Raw genomic sequence first — 2,850 nt, 5'->3', positions numbered from 1 at the left:
CGGGCCCGGGCGCGCGCATGGTGAAGATCCCCTCAGCGCAGGAACGCGTCCGCGGTGGCTGCCGCCAGCAGCGCGCTCAACTGGATCAGCGACGCGAAGAACGCGCCCATCGCATTCAGCCGGCTCGGCCGCCGCGCCAGCCGCCACGTCTGCTTCACGAACCAGCCCCCGCCGCCCAGCGCACCCACGCCGTAGATCCACCCGGCACCAACGGCCAGCGGCAGCAGCGAAGCAAGCACCAAGGCCACCGTGCTCGCGAACACGATCCGCGCGGCCCGCACGTCGCCCACCACCACCGGCAGCATCGGAATCCCCGCGGCCAGGTATTCGCTGCGGTTGGCGATCGCCAGGCTCCAGAAGTGCGGCGGTGTCCACAGGAACAGCACCAGTGCCAGGAGCCAGGCCTGCGGCCCCGGCACCGGATCGGCCGCGGCGGCGCCGGCCAGCACGGCGAAGCTGCCGGCCAGGCCACCGATCACGATGTTCCAGGGGGTGCGGCGCTTCAGCCACAGCGTGTAGACCACGCCGTAGAAGAAGGCGCCGAGGAACACGTAGAGCGCCGCCGGGCCATTGAGCAGCGCCCAGGCCGCGCCCACGGCGGCCAACAGCAGCAGCGCCATCGGCACCAGCCACAGCGGATGGTGCGGCAGCGCGCCGGTGGCGAAGGGCCGCCCGCGCGTGCGCGCCATCAGCCGGTCGGACTCGTGCTCCGCGTAGTGGTTGAACGCGCCGGCGCTGCCCGAGGCGACCAGCACCGACAGCGCCAGCACCAGCACCTGGGCCAGCCCGAGCCGCGCGCCCGGCGTGACCGCCAGGCCCACCAGCGCGGTGACCATGATCAGCACGCCGATGCGCAGCTTGAACAGCGAGAGCACGGCGCGCGCCAGCGGCAGGCCGCGCGGCTTGCAGGCAAGGACGGTCGTGGCCATGCGCGCCTCAGCTCAGTCCCCAGAGCTGGCCGAGGTACTTCCAGTTGATGAAGTAGTACAGCACGAAGGCCAGCAGGAACAGCATCGCCAGCACGAAGGTGCCCGGCGCGGCGAAGCCCGCGGAGCCGTAGGTCTGCACGGCCACCGTCGGTGCCGCGCGCGGCACCGGGGTGAACGTGCCCTTGCGCTCGCCGGCATCCAGCTTCTTGCCGAACAGCAGCGAGCCCACCGTCACCAGGATGTAGATGCCGCCGCCCGCGATGGCCGCCACGCCGGCGATGCCGACCAGCCCCATCATCAGGTAGGCCGCGCCCGGCCACTCGTACGCCAGCGCCGCGCCCTGGAAAGCCATGTCCCAGTGCCGGCGCGACACGCCCAGCGTGCCCGCGCCCATCATCACCAGGCAGAAGAAGTACATCGACAGGCCGAACAGCCAGGGCTGGATCTTCGCCAGCTGCGGCAGCCAGATCTCGCGCTTGAAGAGCGCGGGGATCAGGAAGTAGGTGAGCGCCATGAACGACAGCGTGGTGCCGACCACCACCGTGGCGTGGAAGTGTCCCGGCACGTAGATGGTGTTGTGGATCAGCATGTTGAGCTGCTCCGTCCCCATCATCACGCCGGAGATGCCGCCGAGGAAGCCGAAGCCCACCAGCGCGATGGCGACGCCGGAGAACACCGGGTTGCCCCAGGGCGCCTTGCGCAGCCACTCGAACAGGCCGCGGGTGTAGCCCTTCTGGCGTTGCGCCACTTCCATCGCACCGGGAATGGTCAGGCCGTGCACCATCGAGGCCAGCACCGCGAAGTACATGAAGTAGCTGGTGTTGACCACCTTCCAGCCGGTCGACAGCCCCGGGTCCGACAGCAGGTGGTGCGCGCTCGCCAGTTGCAGGAACAGGATGTAGAGCAGGAAGGCGCCGCGGCTCACGCGCTCCGACATCGGCTTGGCGCCGAAGGCGATCGCCGCCACCGCGTACCAGATCGAGATGTGGGCCGCCACGTTGATCTGCTGCGAGGAGTGGCCGAAGGCCCACCAGATGGTGCGGTAGATCAGCGGGTCGACCTCCTTCACCAGGCCGATCGACTGCAGGAAGGTCGGGATCAGGATGATGGCGCCGGAGGCGATGGTGAACACCGCGATGATGGCCGCCGTGATGGCGCCGAAGGTGACCAGCGGCACCGAGCCCTCGTAGGTCTTCTCGCGCTTGGCGATCACCAGCGTGCCGAAGAAGATGAAGCAGCCGATCAGCGCGCCCACCGCGAACAGGATCAGCCCGAGGTAGAAGGCCGGCGAGGCCATCATCGGCACGTAGGACGTCATCATCACGCTGGAGCCGCCCTGGAACACCGCCACGTTGTTGGTGACGGCGCCGATCAGCATCAGCGCGAAGGCGAGCCAGGCGAGGTTGGGCGTCGCGATGCGACAGCGCAGCAGCGTCGACGAACAGAAGTACAGCACCGCGATCTCGAAGAAGATGATCCAGAAGATCAGCATGTCGATGCCGTGGGCGGTGAGCACCATGTAGAAGGTGTCGGCGGCGAGCCAGTGCACGGCGGGCCAGCGCGTGAGTACCACGCCGATGGCCAGCAGGCCGCCCACCAGCAGGGCGACCACCGCCGTGACGGCGTTGGCGATCATCAGTCGCTCGGCGCGGGCCTCGAACTGCAGGCCCGTGCGCGGGCAGGTGCGATAGGTGGTGACCGCCGAGGGCGAAGCCGGCGGCGCAGGCAGGACAGCGGACATGGGGAGCTCCTACTTCACGTAGATGCGGCCCACCATCGTGTGATGGTTGATCCCGCAGTATTCGTTGCAGACGATGGAGAAGGTGCCCGACTGGTTGGGCGTGACCTTCACCACGTGCTCGTAGCCCGGCACCACCTGGATGTTGATGTTGGCCGGTTGCAGCGAGAAGCCGTGGTTGTA

The 2,850-nt window shown here is 68.6% G+C and carries 3 protein-coding genes; all 3 read right to left on the bottom strand.

Annotation, left to right across the window (positions count from 1 at the left end; all coding sequences use genetic code 11):
- Window positions 1-32 precede the first annotated feature (32 nt).
- Genes cyoE through VFM98_RS06050 form a run of 3 tightly spaced genes read right to left on the bottom strand, consistent with a single transcriptional unit; the run spans window position 33 to window position 2,832 of the window.
- Complete coding sequence (gene cyoE, locus VFM98_RS06060; RefSeq protein WP_325109002.1) at window positions 33-929, bottom strand: heme o synthase; 897 nt, start codon at window positions 927-929, stop codon at window positions 33-35.
- A 7-nt stretch (window positions 930-936) separates the two neighbouring features.
- The gene (locus VFM98_RS06055) at window positions 937-2,670 is read right to left on the bottom strand and encodes a cbb3-type cytochrome c oxidase subunit I (RefSeq protein ID WP_325109001.1); all 1,734 of its coding nucleotides are present in this window, start codon (window positions 2,668-2,670) and stop codon (window positions 937-939) included.
- A gap of 9 nt (window positions 2,671-2,679) precedes the next feature.
- On the bottom strand, window positions 2,680-2,832 hold the full coding sequence (locus tag VFM98_RS06050) for a hypothetical protein (protein WP_325109003.1): 153 nt from the start codon (window positions 2,830-2,832) through the stop codon (window positions 2,680-2,682).
- Window positions 2,833-2,850: the final 18 nt, after the last annotated feature.

Origin of the sequence: Ramlibacter sp. (assembly GCF_035706265.1) — a bacterium.
Taxonomy (GTDB): Bacteria; Pseudomonadota; Gammaproteobacteria; order Burkholderiales; family Burkholderiaceae_C; genus Ramlibacter.
The sequence above is the reverse complement of the archived record's forward strand: the minus strand, read 5'-3'. Positions and strand labels throughout refer to the sequence as shown.